Source organism: Kordiimonas lipolytica (genome assembly GCF_001550065.1).
Map to the genome: position 1 here is coordinate 178,825 of NZ_LRUB01000011.1, position 16,752 is coordinate 195,576.

The window sequence follows — 16,752 nt, forward strand, 5'->3', positions numbered from 1 at the left end:
CATATTTGGGAACAAAAAGGGTACACATGCAGGCGCGCCCTCGGTCGGCTAGTTGACCGGGTTCTTGCGAAAAACGACCTGCGATCGAACAAAAATAGAACATTAACATGTTTCGACGGCAGTTCCTGTACGTCGCCCTTTCTAATTTGGCACAGAATCACACCAAGCGCCTCTTTCTGATCCACGCCAATGCTATTTCATCCATGGTCGTGCTGGGAATAGCCACCGTCACGTTGGCATCATAGTTCGGAAACTGCTTTTCTACAGCAAACTTGCTGGGGCGCTCTACTTCGAGCAGGACATGTGTCAACGGTTCATCATCCAAGGTAACTTCCTCGAACAAATGATAGCCGTCGCCGGTAGATATCGTTGACTTCGTGCTCATTCCATGGGCTCCCCCCTTTTATTCTTTTGCGTTTGTCCTTTCGGCGTGTTTTCGAACCTGGCAAGAAGTTTTGTAACGGTTGTCACTTCCGCCTTGAGGCCGGCCAATGCCACTTCCTTGGTACGCACATCTTCCTGAATGTGTTGGTGGCTGGTCAAGAGATCATCATATGAGCCTTGAAGCGTAGCATATTTCGTTCCTATGTCCGCAAACCGCCGCAGCTCCTCCGATTTGTTCGCCAACTCTGATGCCAGGGCCTGATTTTCACTCTTTAGGGTTTCCAAGGCAGTATGAGCATCGGCCAGCCTCGTTGTTAGCACACTGTTTTCCCTTGCCAGTTTGGACAGATCTTCCTGTTTTTCACCAAGTTTCTGGGTCAGCTCGCGCTTTTCCACATGCAGTTGCTGCATCTGATGCTCAAACCGGCGGGTCTCAGCGTCCCGCTGCTCCTTTACGGATTGACGGTAATGCTCCAAGCTTTCGCGGGCATGTTGGTGTTTCTCCTCTAGCGAGGCAATTTGCGATGTTTTTTCGGACAAGCGCGCTTCCAGGTCTCTTATGCGAAGTTCCTGCTCCCTTTTGTCATCAACAGCACTCTCCAAAGCTGCCTTGGTATTGGCATGCTCCTCTTTTTCTTCCGCAAGGCCCGCAGAAACTTCCTGTAGCTGTTTGTCGCGTTCCGAAAGCTGGGTTTCCCGGTCGGCAATCTCACGAAACAATGCTGCGATCTGTTCGGCATGATCCGTTCTGGCCTTGTCAACGACAGCCTGCGCCTCCTTTTGCAGTTGGTCAGCAAGGTTGGCCACCATGTTGCGCAAGGTATCGCTCAGAAAGGCGTTTGCATCGATCTTTGCTGCATCCTCGGCTTCCAACTCCCGGAGATAACGATGAATGGTGGTTTTGGAGCCCGTATTACCCAACTCGACACGGACAGCGTCGATCGACGGGTTTTCGCCTCGGGCGATGAGCGCCTGCCGTGCCTGTTTGACGCATTGCTTGTCGATTCCACTGCGTGCCATCATGTTTTCCTATATCATACGATATTATGTACTATGTATTTACATACTATATTATAAGCACGAGCTGGTAATAAATCTATTTTCCTGAAATTTGATAATGGAAGATTATCACATGTTAACCGATAAAATACTGATAAGGTGAAAAAATCGGTATGATACATCAGGCATAGACAGAACAGACGAAGCGACCCTTCATGAGCCGTATCGAAGAGTATGTACAGGCCGCGACCCGTGACAACACGCGCCGGAGCTATGCGTCGGCGGTCGAGCATTTCGAAATCCAGTGGGGCGGCATGCTGCCCGCGACAGCCGACAGGGTCGCCCACTATTTGGCCGACTATGCGGACAGCCTGTCCCTCAACACACTCAGGCAACGCCTCGCCGCGATTGGTCGCTGGCACGTTGACCATGGATTTGCCGACCCGACCAAGACAAATCTGGTCAAGCGCACGCTGAAAGGTATTGCTGAATTACATCCCTACCGGGAGAAGCAAGCCGCGCCACTACAACTCACGCAGCTTGAAGCCCTGGAAGGCTACTGGCATGCTGAGCTTGAGGTCGGCGCCACTACGTCTGGTGAGACGTTGAGAATACTGCGTAATCGCGCTCTTATATTGCTCGGTTTTTGGCGCGCCTTCAGGAGCGACGAATTATGCCGGATCGACGTTCAGCATATTGAGTTTGGTGCTGGTGCGGGAATGACACTCCATTTGGGGCGCTCTAAAACTGATCACAGCCATGGTGGCACGACATACCGATGTCCGGCTCTAAGCCGCCTGTGCCCGGTGAAAGCGTGCCAGGAGTGGCTTAGTGCATCCGGCATTAAGACGGGGCCCCTGTTCCGAGGTGTCGATCGCTGGGGCCATATGCGAAACACTGGGATGCACGCCAATAGCATCGTGCCGCTGTTGCGGAAGGAACTGGCCGGGGCTGGCATAGAGGGCGCCCAATATAGCAGCCAATCACTCCGTCGTGGGTTTGCCTCATGGGCCAACTCAAACGGTTGGGATATCAAGTCTCTAATGGAATATGTGGGCTGGCGGGACGTGAAATCGGCGTTGCGCTACATGGACACTGCAGACCCTTACAAAAAACAGAAGATTGAGGCCGGCCTCCTAAAATACTAGGATGTGGACTCAATTGTAGCAGCATCTGATGGCGAAGATATAGATCAGGTTCAGGAAGTTCTTCCTGATTCTCGAAACGCATGGCGAGCCGGCGCATGTCTTTCATTTTGCAGAAGAAGCGCTCGACGATATTGCGCATGGCATAGAGATTGGTGTCAAGGGACACGGGGTTTCGAGCATCCCTTTTTGAGGGTATGACTGTAAGCGCCCCTTCATTGGCATATGCTTGGCGGATTTTCGTACTGCCAACAGCCTTGTTGACTTCCCCCCCCCTGACCAGTGACAATTGAACATTAAAACTGCCCCCTGAGTTTGCAGGAGGCTCAAACTTCTGACTATTAGGAGGCGTTAATGAGTAAAGACCGGGATACGACTCTCTCGAAACGGCAATTTGTTAAGGGGGTTGCTGCAACTGTGACAGCTGTCGCCGCCACTGGCTTTTTCAGCAACGTTTCATGGGCAAAAAACAGCACGCAGGAACTGACAGGAAAAGAGTTTCATATTGAAATTACACCTCAACCAGTGAATTTTACCGGGAAGCCTAGTATTGCTACAGTAGCAAACGGCACCCTCCCCGGACCGATTTTGAGAGTTAAAGAAGGGGACATGGTTACAATTCATGTCACCAACAAGCTAAGTGAAATGACAACAATCCATTGGCACGGGATCATTCTTGACGCTGAAATGGACGGCGTACCCGGTATTAGCTTTCCCGGCATTGAACCGGGTGAGACGTTTGTACACAAATTCAAAGTGGTACAAAATGGCACATATTGGTATCACGCGCACACACTGCACGAGCAAACAGGCCTATATGGTGCGTTGATAGTCGAGCCACGGATACCATCCGAGAATGAGCACGTTGATCGTGACTATCCAGTCATTCTCAGTGACTGGACCGACGAAGAGCCGATTGATGTCTATTTGAAATTGAAAAAAATGGGGGGATACTACAACTACCAGCGGCAAACTGTAGGCGATTTCGTTGATGACATTGCTCAGGTGGGCTTAAGTAAAGCCCTTTCTAAACGTAGTATTTGGAACAAAACACGTATGAGTCCAACGGATTTCAGCGATATATCGGCCGCTACCTATACATATTTGATGAATGGTCACTCGCCCAACGGTAACTGGACTGGTACCGCAAAAAAAGGAGAACGTATTCGCTTACGCTTTATAGGTGCTGGTACGGCAACTTATTTCGATGTCCGCATACCGGGATTAAAGCTCACTGTCGTTTCAACCGATGGTCAGCGCATTTTTCCCGTTGTTGTTGACGAATTTAGAATTGGCGCTGGCGAAACCTATGATGTGATTGTCACAATTCCTGATGATAACGCCTATACAATTTTTGCTCAGTCAATGGATCGTTCCGGCTATGCGCGCGGTACCCTATCGCCGAAGCCAGGCCTAGAAGCAGATGTGCCATCACTGGATGATCCTGTGCTTTTAGAACCGATAGACATGATGGGTAGTATGGCCCAAAAGGGTTCCATGGCAAGCATGGCCATGAAAGCGCCAAAGCGCAAGGTCAATCATGCACGGACCGAGTACGGCGCTGCTGTGGACATGCGGATCAATTATCCTCGTGTGAATTTGGATGACCCCGGACCAGGGCTGCGCAACAATGGCCGCAGAGTTCTAACATATGCTGACATGAAAAGTGTTGATCAGCCGGAAGATACGAGACAGCCAAGTCGCGAAATTGAGCTGCATTTAACTGGTAACATGGAGCGCTTTATCTGGTCGATTGACGGTCTAAAACTAAACGAAGCCAAACCGTTACATTTTCCGTTGGGAGAGCGCATTCGCGTAATCCTCCATAATGACAGCACGATGGCCCATCCAATGCATTTGCACGGAATGTGGTCTGATCTGGAAGCGCCGGACGGCACATTTCAAGTTCGGAAACACACCATTTCCGTTCAGCCCGCGCAAAGCGTCAGCATGCTTGTAACGGTAGATGCAGAGGGCCGCTGGGCCTTTCATTGTCATCTATTGTACCATATGGCAGCCGGTATGTTTCGTGAAGTCGTGGTAGCGTGAAAAGGCAAAGGAAACGGATTATGTCTCATACAAAATTTAAAAAAATAGCTATCCTCCCAGCTGCTATATTTCTATTTTCTGAACCTTCTTTGTTGGCGCAGGAAATGCCGATGCCACAAGTAGAAGCAACAATGAACAAAGAAGCCAAAGACAAGCCTTCCATGCAAGGAGGGAAAATACCCCCTGACGCTCGCGACCCAAATGCCAATTCCGGAGGGTATGAATACCGCCACATGGATGGCTGGGAAGACACCGACATGATTTCTGTTAGTAAAGTTATTTTTGATCAGTTTGAATATCGGAACAATGGTGACAGCGACGTTCTTCGCTGGGATGTGCAGGGTTGGCGGGGTACTGATTACAGTAAATTTTGGTTCAAGTTTGAAGGGGTCGACGAGTTATCCTCTAATAATGGGGAGATGGAGCTTCAAACACTTTACAGTCGAGCCGTATCGCCATTCTGGGATTTTCAGGTAGGTGCTCGTTATGACGTAGCATATGGTACGGGGTCATCTGGTGACAGAGCATTTGCGGTAATTGGCTTGCAAGGGTTGGCACCCTATTGGTTTGAGTTGGAGCCTGCGATTTTTTTGAGTGATGGGGGTGATATTTCAGGGCGCGTCGTGGCCACATACGATCTATTGTTTTCGCAGCGACTAATTTTGCAGTCGCGCTTTGAGACAAATTTTTCCTTAAGCGAAGCGAGAAAATATGATGTTGGGAAAGGTATCAATGACATTCAGTTGGGGCTGCGGATGCGTTACGAAATTCGCCGAGAGTTTGCACCTTATGTAGGACTTGAGTGGAATCGGAAACTAGGTAGTACAGCGAAAATTCTTCGTGACGACGGTGTCGATCCAAGTTCATTGTCTTTTGTTACCGGCCTTCGGCTTTGGTTTTAGAGACAATTAAAGCAACACGCTTTTTTACCTCCGACATGTTAATTGGGCGACGTGATACTATCATCTGTTATTACATGCCTCAACCTGGGGGAAGTCTCGGCGACACACTTCCTTACGATCAAGTCTGAACTTATGTAAATAATAGGATCGTGAATTGTTAGTTTCGATAGCCATTTCTGTCGCACTCTTCGTCGCCACAGCCTATCTGCATGTGATGTCTCTGGGATTCTGCTCGGGACGCATGGCGTCCGTTCCGTTGCGACCACATACCCGCGTGCTTTCCATCGTGAGTTTGTTGTTTCTCACCCATCTGTTTCAGATCGCGCTATTCGCAGGCGGTTTCTGGATTGCCGAGGCACAGCTTGGTATAGGTGGCTTCGAGGGGTCGGCAACGGCAAACCTGCTTGACTACTTCTATTTCTCGACCGTCATGTACACATCGCTTGGAATCGGAGACATCGTCCCAACCGGGCATCTGCGGTTTCTCGCTGGTGTCGAGGCCCTCAACGGGCTCTTGCTGATTGCCTGGTCAGCATCCTTCCTGTTTGCAACGATGAATCGTCTATGGGACTGGCAACCCTGCGTCGAGCCCGAAGACAAGGAGTGAGACATCCATGTTTTGGTTCCGCCAATCAGGGGCCTTGAACGCAAGAATGCCGAATAAGAGGGCGACTGGGATTTACTTCACGCTGGATCAGAGGGGCTTCGATTGCCCAAGCGTCCTGTATCGTCCGCAGGGGCAGATGGTGGATATGCGCGTAGGAACCCGCCAACGGCGAAGCCCAGCGTAAAACCGATGATCATTGTAATTCCCGCGCGTCGCTCATCGTGACTATTTAGTGTGACATGATCCGTCAACTGCGGGCAGAGTCATTTTGCGGCGCAAGCCAACGCGATAGGTAGGCTCGTTCGAACAGAAAGACGCTGATGATCGCAATAACTGCATAAACAACGATAGAAGGATCGCTTTGCAGTTTCAGAGCAGTGAAGGCGACCAGAACGATCGCATCGAACCCGAGCGCCGCAAGAAGCACGACACCTGACGCACCGATTTCAGTCCGGCGGAAACGCCAGACACCCCATTGCACTGCCATGTCCATGGTCAAGTAGAAGAACGCACCCAACGACGCTATACGACTCAGATCTAAGAACACGGCCAGAAAAGATGCGATCACCACCGTATAGACCAGCGTATGCCGCTGGATCGGTCCGGACATGCCGAAATGGCTGTGCGGGATCATCTTCATATCCGTCAACATGGCCAGCATTCGCGAGACGGCAAAGACACTGGCCAGAACCGCAGACGCGGTTGCGACGACCGCCAGCAGAACCGTCAGCAGGAATCCGACCTGCCCCAAGGCTGGTTTTGCTGCTTCGGCCAACGAATAGTCCTTGGCGGCGATGATCTGGTCGATGGTGAGGCTTGATCCCACTCCGAATGCGACGAGCAGATAGACGACAACACACAATACAATGGAAATCATGATCGCGCGACCGACATTGCGGTTGGGGTCGGTAATCTCGGCACCGCTGTTGGTAATTGTTGTGAATCCCTTGAACGCGAGAACGGCAAGCGCGACCGAGGCGACGAAACCCGTTGCACCAAAATTGCCGGCACTCTGGGAGGAGGCGGCGAAACTGAACCCGCTAGACCACAAGGCCGCGATCCCGAAAAGCGCTATGCCGCCGATCTTGATCGCGGCCATAACGATCGAAAAGAGACCGATTGACCTGTTGCCCGCAATGTTTACAAGATATGCAAAGAGGATCACACCAACGGAGAGGATGGGTACAAGCGGCCCTCCTCCAATATTGAAAGGGCGCAGGAGGTATGTGGCAAAGGTCCGGGCGACGAGGCTTTCGGCGATGACCATGCTGAGCGCCATCAGAAGAGCCGCTCCCGCCGCAACGGCGCCTGGACCGTAACACTTTTGCAAAATCATTCCGATGCCCCCTGCCGATGGCCAGGAATTTGACATCTTGATGTAGCTATAGGAACTGAACCCGGTGACGATTGCACCGATAAAGAAGGCGATTGGAAAGAGCGGCCCGGCAAGCTCAGCAATCTGCCCGGTCAAAGCAAATATCCCCGCACCGATCATGACCCCGGTCCCCATCGCAACCGCCCCGCCGAGCGTAATTGAGTTCTTTTTGTAGCTGTTGCTGCCGTGGTCGTGGTTCATTGGGTTCCTCGTCATTCTCATTGCTCGACTCGGGTATCGCCGATATATATTGCTTCGATTGTCAAGATAGTTATCGCAGCCGTCAAGGCAAGGTTTGATCAACGCGCTTGTTGCAATATGTCTTTCGGTCACCAGCGAAAGTTATGGGTGCATAAGTTTCTCTTTTGTTTGCGCAGCTTGTTTGCGTTTCATGGTGCCGGGGGACCGAACCATCTTCCCTGATGGCGAATGACGCATATATTCCTGAAAGCCTCTTGACCTTATGGCTAGCGTACTCTGCATCGATTTCAATGACATCCTTGAACAGCATGTAGGGTCAGGGCTAAAACAGGATCAAGGGCAAAGGTTGTGTCTGACAGAAACAAAGCAGCCAATGATCCTGTGAACGTGGCAGCGCCAATTTTTCTGCTGAGCATCTAAAACTCCGGTTGCGAATAAAATTCGAAATATCCTCGCATATGGAGTAAGCCCCAGTACAAGCGAATTGATGCCTGTAAGGCAAAGTAGTGTGTCGATGGCAAACAGTATATCAGTCGTCACGTTAGTACTTTGAAGTCCAAATCGAGCCGCTTGGACATATCGAGATCAAATATGCCATAAGGATTTATGTGCCCATAGATCAGCGGAGTAATGGCACGCCGATCCTCTGTCGTTAACGTTCGGCTCCATGAGGGGTCTGCGAGCACCCGTTGCATCATCAGCGTGTTTACATAGACCAGACAAATTTGCAGCAGGTGCAGCGAGAGCACGGACAATTCCTGTTCTTCCAGCCGGTTTGTTGCCACCTCACCGCCTTTCCCGAAGAAAATGAAGGAGTTTGCGCTGTTCCAGTTTTCTACCACGTTTAGGCCTTCGTGAATTTCCCTCCTGAGTTCCTCAGACCCCAGATATCTGGCCAAAAAGATGGTTTTGATGGCTTTGCCAAGCTCGGTGAGCGCCTTGTATGTGGGATGCTGGACGTTCGAGCGTGTAAATCGCCGGAGAATGGCCTCTGGATCCGCGGTACCCAGCTTCATGGCCGCCGCAAACTTTACGATTTCATCATATTGCTGTTCGATAAGGCGCCAATCAATAGGGCGTGTGAGGATCGGTTCCAAGTTGCCATAATTTTGGCGCTTACCTGGATCTGGCAGATAGAGCTTCTGACGACTGATGGCTTTAAGCCGCGGCAGCAGGTCAAACCCGAGCATATGACAGAAGGCGAACGCCACTTCGCTTTGCCCGTGGCTATCCACATATTGACGATCAACATCCATATCGGTGCAGTGCTTGAGAACGCCTTCAATCATCGAGGCAACTTCGGAAGAGGAACACCGCTTGAGTTGAGAGTAGATGCAAGTCGATTTCTTTTCGACATGCCAATAGATCATGACCCCGCGACCACCATAGCGGATATGCCATTCTGTCATGAGATTCTGATCCCAGGCACCGAACTTCTTGGAATCCGACGCGCATGACGTCGTGCCTTCGCCCCAGATCTCCGGGTTTCGTACGGCAAATACCGCGTTCGCTATTTGACCTATTGCATTCCGCAAGGCGTCTTTGCCGATGAAGCGGCGGCGAATATGGAGGAGTTCCTTGTAACTGACGCCGTGCGGGCCTGCACTGATCCGCTTTAGGCCGGCATTCGTACCCATGGCATAGAGGCAGAGCAGCAAGCGCCTCTGAATGGTTTCCCGATCGAGTATTTCCCGATTGCCTGAGGTTTGGAACAGATCGCTGAAGCCTATCCGCAGATCCGCTTCTTTCAACACATCCAGCAAGCCCGTCATCGGCCATCTTTTTGCGAGTTCGGCCTTGATCGGCGCGATGCCTTGCGCTTCTGGCTGGGGCTCAAGAGGGGACAGACAAATTCTGTTCTTGTGATTAGTGCGCAGCGAAACTTTCTTGTTTCTCGGCATGCCGGCATTCAGCTCAAAGAGTGTTCGGTCCATATCCTTCTTTACGCGCGCGATAAATTCACCGGCATCCATGGGCTGGTCCAATAGCCCATAATAGTCTGGACGCCGGTCTTCAAAATCACCAGGCAGGTCTTCATCCGGATTACGGTAACGATCTGCACCGACAACCCAGATCTCCTTGCACCTTATGCGTTCGCGCAACGTTTGCAGGGCGCAGATTTCATAATTGATGCGGTTAATCCGGGGGCCGTTTGTGGCATCGTGATCGATGATGACCTCGTGCCATTTTTTGGGCACCACGCCATCAACCGGCAAGCCTTCATCCAACTGGATAAAACGACGATTGTCGGCGCGCATCCGTTTGATCCAGTCCAGAGCGTCAAGAAGGGGGCGGTGTGCGGCGTTGTTTGAACGAAACTCGAGGACATCAAGGATGGCCGGAAGCATCTTGCGATAGTGATTGCCGTAGGACGCCCGGAGGACTGTATGCACCTTCTTTTTATAGCCAGGACCCGACGACTTGTATTCTTTCACCAGATTGCTCAGAACTTCTGGGTTGGCGACTGGGAAAACCACGTCGCAGACGGCTCCATCGGGGTCGGTCAGGGCAGCGTCGGCGATTTCAAACAGCAAACGTTCCTTGCCGTAGACCTTCTGGAAATCAGCCATTAATTCCTTCATGACTTTCCGTTGCGCGCTTGCGTCGATTTTGTGAATTGTTTCCAATAGGAGATCGATCAGGCCATCGGTAATTTCCCGTCCGCGGAAACAATAGTGGATTGAACAAAGTGAATGCCGGCGCTCAATCGGACGCTGCTTCATGTCCCATGCGGTGTCATTGCTGGCCATCTGTTTCAAGCGCTTGAGGAATTTTGCACTGACACCGCCGAAGGTGGCCGTTGAAAGTCGCAGGGACCGAATGAACCGAAGTTGGCTGCATGTGCGTAATATATTATCCAGGCTGACCCGTCCTGGGTCAGCTTTCAACCCATTGAAGCCTATTGGCACATCAGGATCGGCCAAACTCACCTCGATCGCCTCACGTGTAGCGCCAGATAGCCTCGCGGATATGTCTCGGTGAACACTCTGAAGAAAACGATTGTGGGCAGACCGTATCAAGCGATCGAGTTCTTTGGTGGACGGGCACTGCAGTTTTCTATCTAACAGATATGAGCATGCCTGATCAAAAGCTTCGTTGGGTTCAGTTCCTTCGGAAAACACGTCGTTACAAAGCCATGTGATTAGTTGCTGCCGATCTCTTGCCGTTATTCGCCTAATGTCTAGAAATTTGAGTATCTCCTGCCGGTGCCGCCGGGCGCTTCTGGCTTCCCAATCGTAAGACGATATGCCTTCCGACACAATTCCCAGTTGATCTGAGACATGGCGAATTATCTGCAACGCAAAATCAGAGGTCTTCTTGGGAAAACGACCGTAGGCCTGATAATGCTTAAGCTGCAACGCTATACCAAGTTGTGCGTGTGCCGATTTTCCTTTGAATAGAATTTCTTCATCGGCCTTCAGGTTCCAATTTTCGGCAAGTTCACCATCATCCCAGACTTGTTTCACATTATTCCTCCCCGCACGAGCAAGTTCACAAGAGGGAGAGCATAACCTGTTTCGCTGTCAGGCAATAGATTCGGTCTGTCCGCAACCTCCTGAACTTTCAAACATGAATATGGCCAATTTCGCAGCTACCCGGTCATTGCCCCAGCTTCTTAAGTGTCGTCGCAAACAAGTTATAATTTGCGGTTGTAATCTTGTTATCCTCGATATCCAGGTCGATGCCGTGCAGCCTAAGGGTTTTCGCTGTATTTACGAGGTTTACGGCAGTTAACGGGGATGGGGCCGCGGAGGCGCCAGCACCGCCATAGGACAGCAGCTTCAAGGTACCAGGAGCCGCATTCTTCAGAATTGGCTCCACGGTAGCCCAGAGGGCTGCATCCAATGTGCCGTCAGGGTCTGTGAACGCGACAATGATAACATTGTAGGCTTGGATCTGACTGGCTGTAATGGCCTTCATCGATCCTGTTGCCTGAATGTCGATATAGCCGACCATTGCGTTTTCCGGCCACTTGGGTTTGTCGGTTTCTAGCATGTCCGTTCCTTTCATGTAGGGGCGTGTTGGCCCTGAAGTCCCCCTTAAGGGGAATAAATACAACCGTAAGATTTTAAATAACACGTTTCAGGACAGGCACGAAGCGAGGGTGCGGCCATTGGCCAATATCCAATGCAGAGTTGGTTGCATTCCCAAAAAAGCAGAGAAAAGGAGGGCGGAGACTTCAATCTGCGGCGCATTGGAGGATTTCAAATCTAGTAACCAAATCTTCGGAAAGTTGGTCTAATTATTTGAATAGTGAGTCGACTAATTATCGGGGAAGTGGAAGTGTCCTTGCAGAAAACTGAAGACGCGATTGTCGAGATCGCCGAAAATGCCAGCGAATTCAGCCTGAATTGCGCCGACGTGGCCGCCGCGGTGACAGAGGTTAGCGCATTTTTTACGGCACAGGCCGAAACGGCAAGTACCCTCAAATCGTCTGTCGAGGAGATGAACCAGAGGCGCGAGGAAGTATCAAGGGCTGCTGGCGATATCGGCGATGCCTTGAGCCAGATCGAACAGGTAAGCAACCGTTCAAGTGAGGCTGTTGGCGACACAGCTGCACAGACAAACAAGCTTATCGGCACGGTTAACGGGCTGGAGGAACGCATTAAGGGCCTGTCGGCCGCGCTCGAGACCGTAGGGCAGGTTTCTGCTGCGATCGATGCGATTGCCAGCCAGACCAACCTTCTGGCCCTGAATGCCACCATCGAAGCTGCCCGCGCAGGAGATGCAGGCCGTGGCTTTGCCGTTGTGGCCGGTGAAGTAAAGAAACTGTCAGGCGAGACCCGGGCCGCGACAGAACGTATCAACGATGTTGTGAGCGAACTGTCCAGCCAGGTAAAGGCTCTGATAGGCGACATTCATGAGGGCGCAGAATGTGCCGAGACAGCGCAGTCTCATATTGACGGATTGGTGGAAAGCCTTGAGGAAATGCGGGGTGTGACCTCCGTTGCGGCTGACTGCAACCAGCGGATTGATGCGGCAACTGTCTCTATGTCCGAGGCATGCGTTGTGGTTGACGAGCAGCTTGAAAAAGTTGCGGAAGGCACGGTGCTTGCCGACAAGAAGCTTCGTAGCGCTGACCAACGGCTGAACGATCTGGTTGATTTCGGTGAAAAACTGGTTCAGATCGCGGCAGGGACTGAGGTGGAGACGGCGGATACGCAATATGTCCAGATCGCGAGAGATACAGCAGCCCTGATCAGCGGGTTGTTTGAGGAAGCGGTCAAGAAGGGTGACGTGACCGAAGACGACCTGTTTGATGAAAACTATGTTCCAGTTCCCGGCACGAACCCTGAGCAGGTGACAACCCGATTTACGGAACTGACAGACAGGCTGCTTTTTGACATGCAGGAAAAGATCGTCGCATCAAACGACAAGATCGTTATCTGTGCCGCGTTCGATCGGAACGGCTATCTTCCCACGCACAACAAAAAATTCTCGCACCCTCAGCGCAAGGATGATCCGGCCTGGAACGCGGCCAATGCCCGCAATCGCCGGATGTACGACGACAAGGTTGCTTTAAGGGCTGGTAGAAGCCGGGACCCTTTCAAGATTCAGCCTTATCGCCGCGATATGGGCGAGGGCAAGTTTGTATTGATGAAAGACATTTCCGCCCCAATCACCGTAAATGGCAGGCACTGGGGCGGTTTCCGGGTTGGCGTGATGTCGTAACCGTCAGGCCGCCTTTTCGGGAGACGCGACTGACGCTGCGCCTTCATGGCCTGCTTTTTCCTGGCGTTCGCGCCATTCTGCCTTGATCATGTCGCTGGTTTTCCGGCTGCCGTCCGGCGTCCAGCCAGGCGGGGCGATGAGGAACATCAGCTTGTTCCTGAAGCCCTTGGCGTGCCAAACGTCTGTCACAATGCCCCACCATTCATGGAATGCAACACGAAGCGGGTTGAACGTGCCCAGGTCGCGCACAAGCCCATAGCGGCAGGGCTCGTTTTTATCTTCCGGCACAAACGTGCCGAACAGCCGGTCCCAGATGATGAAGATGCCAGCATAATTGGAATCAAGATATTTCGGGTTGTTGGCATGGTGCACCCGGTGGTGGCTTGGCGTGTTGAAAACCGCCTCGAACCAGCGTGGCATCTTGTCGATTGCCTCGGTGTGGAACCAGAATTGGTAAATCAGGTTCAGCCCGGCGCAGAAGAATACAATCGCCGGCTCAATGCCCAGGATGAAAATGGGCCATTTGAACAGGAAGCTTGGCGTGAGCTGGCTGGTCCAGGTCTGCCTGAGTGCCGTCGTCAGGTTATAGTGCTGGCTTGAATGATGGATCACATGGGCTGCCCACATCCAGCGCGAGCGGTGCCCGAAGCGGTGAATCCAGTAATAGGCCAGGTCATCCAGCACGAGGGCCAGTGCAAAGACCGGCCAACTGGCCCCCATATCGAAAATGCGGAAGTTTTCCCAAACCCAATAGGCCACGACAAAGGTAAGCGACGCGGTAATGGCGCCGGATACCGTGCTGCCAAGCCCCATGAACAGAGACGTGAGGGAATCCTTGCCTTCGAATTTCGCTCGGCCCGTCTTCCAGCCATAGATCATTTCCACCAGCACGAAAAAGACGAAGGCTGGAACCGCAAACTCGGTTGGTTTCGGTAGATCAAGCGGCATGTGCGGACTCCAGCTTGTTGGTGAAGGCGTCAAGAAGATCGGCCACAGATTTCAGCGTGTCATTCGACATGGTCAAGGTGATCTCGGGTTGAGTGAAATCGTTGAGAACCAGCGTGATCCGGGCGTGATCCTTGAAAACCGAACGGATATCTGCGGCGGTCAACAAGCGGCACACCACCCTGTCACCAAGAAGCCGCAAGAGACCGAGGCTTTCAGCGGGGGCCTTAAGGCCGACGAGCGCATATTTCCCTGTGGCATCGATGAAAATATCGTCGATATCCACGTCTGGTTCATAGCGCTTCAGGTTCCTCGAGACGCGCTCTTCATCCAAGCGGCCCTTATTGGGGAACATTTTTGACGCCAGAAAGGCAAGTATCACAATGGCTACAAGCGAGCCGAGCGTTAGTCCCAAATCCATAATCGATCCTCCACCTATAAAAGGCCCTTGAATTAATAGACCGTCAAGTCTTGAATTGGTTGGTTGGGTCACGAAGGAAACCTGATTGTCACATTTTCAGGGCAGGGTGCTTTCGCTGTTTGCAAAATGCACGAAGGGCGTATGATTATGAAATTGAGAATAAAGGCTTTTTTCGGCCTGATCCTTATGGCGACAGGAGGCATGACGATGGTTCATGCGGGTGATGCTGATCCAATTGTTATCGCCCACCGTGGTGCAAGTGGTTACCGGCCTGAGCATACGCTGATGGCTTACCGAATGGGAATCGAAATGGGTGCCGACTATATCGAGCCGGACCTGGTGATGACCAAAGACGGCAAGCTGGTGGCCCGGCATGACGTTTACTTGTCCGACAGCACAAATGTGGCAGACCATCCCGAGTTTGCGGACAGGCGCCGGGAGATTCGCGGCAAGACCGACTGGTGGGTTTTTGATTTCACCTTGAGCGAACTGAGGACGCTGAAGGCGCGGCAGGCGCGCCCGACCCGTGGCACCGATTATGATGGGGTAGAGGTGGTCCCGACCATTGAGGAAATCTTCGCGCTCGTGGAGTCCGAGCGGGGTGACAGCCAGGTGGGGCTCTATATCGAGATGAAACACCCGCTGGATTATAAAGCAATGGGGCTGGACCCAACGCCCGCCTTGCTTGAGGTGTTCAGGCATGCACAGGGTTCGGGTATTCCCGTTTATTTCCAGTGTTTTAGCGGTGATTACCTTGTGGAGGTTGCACCCCACACCAGCGCGCCACTCATCTGGCTGATTGAAGGCGCGGAAGACCCATCCACCGGCCGCTACAGGCTGGATGTACCGCTTGACAAGTACGGGAACATTATCGCCGGAATTGGCCCCTACAAGCAGCTCTTGATGGACGGTGACGGCAAGTCTACTGGCGTGTTGGAGGAGGCGCACCGGCTTGGATACAAGGTGCATCCCTGGACGTTCCGAGCCGATCAAGTGGGGGACGGTTTCGCCGATATGGAAGCAGAATTGGATGCCTACTGGTCGCTTGGCATTGACGGCGCCTTTTCTGATCATGCCGATGTGGCATTAAGGAGCCGCGATGCGTTTTTACAAAGGCAGAAGGGTCAAGAAGCTCAGTGAGGTTGGCAGGCTTGCTGTAGCCTGGGCATTGAGGTAAGATCGCACCATGTTTGACCTTATCAAAGGACTGTTTACCGCCATTGTTGCCGCAGCCGTTATTCGGCTGGGCGCCGAGGTTTTGTTCGAACAGGCTGGCCTTTATATGTAGCCAGGATGACTTGCATCAGGCTTCAAAGAAAAAGGCGCCGTTTGGCGCCTTTTGTATGCGTGAAACAGAGATATTGCGTCTAGTCGCTGTCTGTTGGCAGCTCTTTTCCAAGCGGGAAGGGCCGTTCATCGGTTGCGAAGCTCAGGTAATCCATGATTTCGCTGATATAGCGGCCAAGAATGGTCATGGCACTGCGGACAGTGTCATTTTGGCTGTCGTTCAGCACAATAAGCACCAACTGGGCAAGCGCCAGGACGATGATGGCTTGAACGGCGATAAAGCCAATCGCGCTATAGAGCACCACAAACAGAAGCCTGGAAAAATGTGACCCCCAGTCCTTTCGTTTAATGGCCTCTTTGAATTCTTCAGCATCAAAGCCGTTGTCATCGCCTGCGCGTGCGGCCGTATCCGTGCTTTCGGGCTTATCAGCAGCTTCAGAGATACGCTCTTGCTCATCCGCAATGCTGGAAACCTTGGGCTCGGGCTTTGGCGTCTTGGCTGCAGCAGCCTTTGCCGCAGGTTTCTTGGCAGGTGCTTTCCGGCTTGTGGTCTTTTTCGCCGTTGATTTGGTTGTGGTCTTCGACGCAGCGGGCTTCTTCGGCGCGGCCTTTGATGTTTTCCGCGTTGTAGCCGCTTTTTTCGCAGGCGCCTTCTTCGCAGTAGCGGCCTTAGCCGCAGGCTTTTTTGCCGTGGTTTTGGGAGCGGCCTTCTTGGCAGGCTCCTTATCGGATGTTTTGCTGGTTTCCTCGCTCATATCATTCCC

14 protein-coding genes are annotated in these 16,752 nt (G+C 52.2%); 6 read left to right on the forward strand and 8 right to left on the reverse strand.

Going from position 1 to position 16,752, the window contains the following annotated elements; all coding sequences use genetic code 11:
- Positions 1-157 precede the first annotated feature (157 nt).
- Both KORM41_RS05400 and KORM41_RS05405 read right to left on the reverse strand, forming a co-directional pair.
- The gene (locus KORM41_RS05400; RefSeq protein WP_068145683.1) at positions 158-385 is read right to left on the reverse strand and encodes a hypothetical protein; all 228 of its coding nucleotides are present in this window, start codon (positions 383-385) and stop codon (positions 158-160) included.
- On the reverse strand, positions 382-1,404 hold the full coding sequence (locus tag KORM41_RS05405; protein ID WP_068145685.1) for a DNA-binding protein: 1,023 nt from the start codon (positions 1,402-1,404) through the stop codon (positions 382-384). The genes KORM41_RS05400 and KORM41_RS05405 overlap by 4 nt, the downstream gene beginning before the upstream one ends.
- 194 nt (positions 1,405-1,598) lie before the next feature.
- Between KORM41_RS05405 and KORM41_RS05410 the strand changes: the two genes are divergently transcribed.
- The 4 genes from KORM41_RS05410 to KORM41_RS05425 all read left to right on the forward strand — a co-directional run bounded on the left by KORM41_RS05410 (position 1,599) and on the right by KORM41_RS05425 (position 6,086).
- A complete protein-coding gene (locus tag KORM41_RS05410; protein WP_068145688.1) occupies positions 1,599-2,531 on the forward strand; it encodes a site-specific integrase in 933 nt (310 codons plus the stop codon).
- Between the two features lie 351 nt (positions 2,532-2,882).
- Positions 2,883-4,577, forward strand: a complete 1,695-nt coding sequence (locus KORM41_RS05415; protein ID WP_068145691.1) for a copper resistance system multicopper oxidase — start codon at positions 2,883-2,885, stop codon at positions 4,575-4,577.
- Between the two features lie 20 nt (positions 4,578-4,597).
- Positions 4,598-5,479, forward strand: coding sequence for a copper resistance protein B (locus tag KORM41_RS05420; RefSeq protein WP_068145695.1), 882 nt, complete (start codon positions 4,598-4,600; stop codon positions 5,477-5,479).
- 154 nt (positions 5,480-5,633) lie between these two features.
- Positions 5,634-6,086: a potassium channel family protein gene (locus KORM41_RS05425; protein WP_197420973.1), complete on the forward strand. Its 453-nt coding sequence runs from the start codon at positions 5,634-5,636 to the stop codon at positions 6,084-6,086.
- A gap of 247 nt (positions 6,087-6,333) precedes the next feature.
- On the opposite strand, the gene KORM41_RS05430 is transcribed toward KORM41_RS05425, so the two are convergent.
- The 3 genes from KORM41_RS05430 to KORM41_RS05440 form a co-directional block, all read right to left on the reverse strand.
- Positions 6,334-7,662 (reverse strand): APC family permease, encoded by a 1,329-nt coding sequence (locus KORM41_RS05430; protein WP_197420974.1) that lies wholly within the window; start codon positions 7,660-7,662, stop codon positions 6,334-6,336.
- A gap of 536 nt (positions 7,663-8,198) precedes the next feature.
- Positions 8,199-11,129, reverse strand: coding sequence for a Tn3 family transposase (locus KORM41_RS05435; RefSeq protein WP_068145705.1), 2,931 nt, complete (start codon positions 11,127-11,129; stop codon positions 8,199-8,201).
- 133 nt (positions 11,130-11,262) lie between these two features.
- Complete coding sequence (locus KORM41_RS05440; RefSeq protein WP_068145708.1) at positions 11,263-11,673, reverse strand: glycoside hydrolase family 18 protein; 411 nt, start codon at positions 11,671-11,673, stop codon at positions 11,263-11,265.
- 273 nt (positions 11,674-11,946) lie between these two features.
- Here KORM41_RS05440 and KORM41_RS05445 point away from each other — a divergent pair, with 273 nt between their 5' ends.
- Positions 11,947-13,335 carry a methyl-accepting chemotaxis protein gene (locus KORM41_RS05445; RefSeq protein WP_156431906.1) on the forward strand — a complete coding sequence of 463 codons (1,389 nt, stop codon included), beginning with the start codon at positions 11,947-11,949 and terminating at the stop codon, positions 13,333-13,335.
- A 3-nt stretch (positions 13,336-13,338) separates the two neighbouring features.
- Here the strand turns inward: KORM41_RS05445 and KORM41_RS05450 are convergent, their stop codons facing one another.
- Together KORM41_RS05450 and KORM41_RS05455 are read right to left on the reverse strand one after the other, a co-directional pair.
- Positions 13,339-14,283: a sterol desaturase family protein gene (locus KORM41_RS05450; RefSeq protein WP_068145713.1), complete on the reverse strand. Its 945-nt coding sequence runs from the start codon at positions 14,281-14,283 to the stop codon at positions 13,339-13,341.
- A complete protein-coding gene (locus KORM41_RS05455; protein ID WP_068145717.1) occupies positions 14,273-14,701 on the reverse strand; it encodes a hypothetical protein in 429 nt (142 codons plus the stop codon). Before KORM41_RS05455 ends, KORM41_RS05450 begins: the two co-directional genes overlap by 11 nt.
- Positions 14,702-14,848: 147 nt before the next feature.
- Between KORM41_RS05455 and KORM41_RS05460 the strand changes: the two genes are divergently transcribed.
- Positions 14,849-15,841: a glycerophosphodiester phosphodiesterase family protein gene (locus KORM41_RS05460; protein WP_197420976.1), complete on the forward strand. Its 993-nt coding sequence runs from the start codon at positions 14,849-14,851 to the stop codon at positions 15,839-15,841.
- Positions 15,842-16,068: 227 nt separating this feature from the next.
- On the opposite strand, the gene KORM41_RS05465 is transcribed toward KORM41_RS05460, so the two are convergent.
- Positions 16,069-16,743: a DUF4389 domain-containing protein gene (locus KORM41_RS05465; protein WP_068145722.1), complete on the reverse strand. Its 675-nt coding sequence runs from the start codon at positions 16,741-16,743 to the stop codon at positions 16,069-16,071.
- Positions 16,744-16,752 lie beyond the last annotated feature (9 nt).